The sequence below is a fragment of the Neisseria sp. P0008.S010 genome, from assembly GCF_051962715.1.
Classification (GTDB): Bacteria; Pseudomonadota; Gammaproteobacteria; order Burkholderiales; family Neisseriaceae; genus Neisseria; species Neisseria elongata.
Window position 1 is genome coordinate 1 of record NZ_JBQCVA010000337.1, and the last position, 260, is coordinate 260.

Sequence of the window (260 nt, forward strand, 5' to 3'; positions counted from 1 at the left end):
GACTACCAGGGTATCCAGCGCCAGCGTTCCATGTTGAGCATGATCTGCCGGGCGCGCTCGTCCGGCGGAACATTGAGGGCCACGACGGTCTGCTTGCCGATGAGGCCCTTGGCCTCGAGCCCGTGCCGTTTCTGGAACTTCTGCATGGCCTCGACCGTCACGGGGTCATAGGTCTCGCCGTTGCCGCCGCCGGGATGATCGCCGCCCAGGATCAGGATCTCGCGGATTGCGGGAATGCGCGGATCGCAGCCACCCGTAGG

General features: G+C 65.8%; 1 protein-coding gene. It reads right to left on the reverse strand.

Translation table 11 applies throughout. The features are described 5' to 3' along the window. Positions 1 to 2: 2 nt before the first annotated feature. Positions 3 to 260, reverse strand: a 258-nt coding sequence (locus tag ACTHSL_RS13835; RefSeq protein WP_440381736.1) for a peptidoglycan-binding protein, incomplete at its 5' end; no start/stop codon positions are given.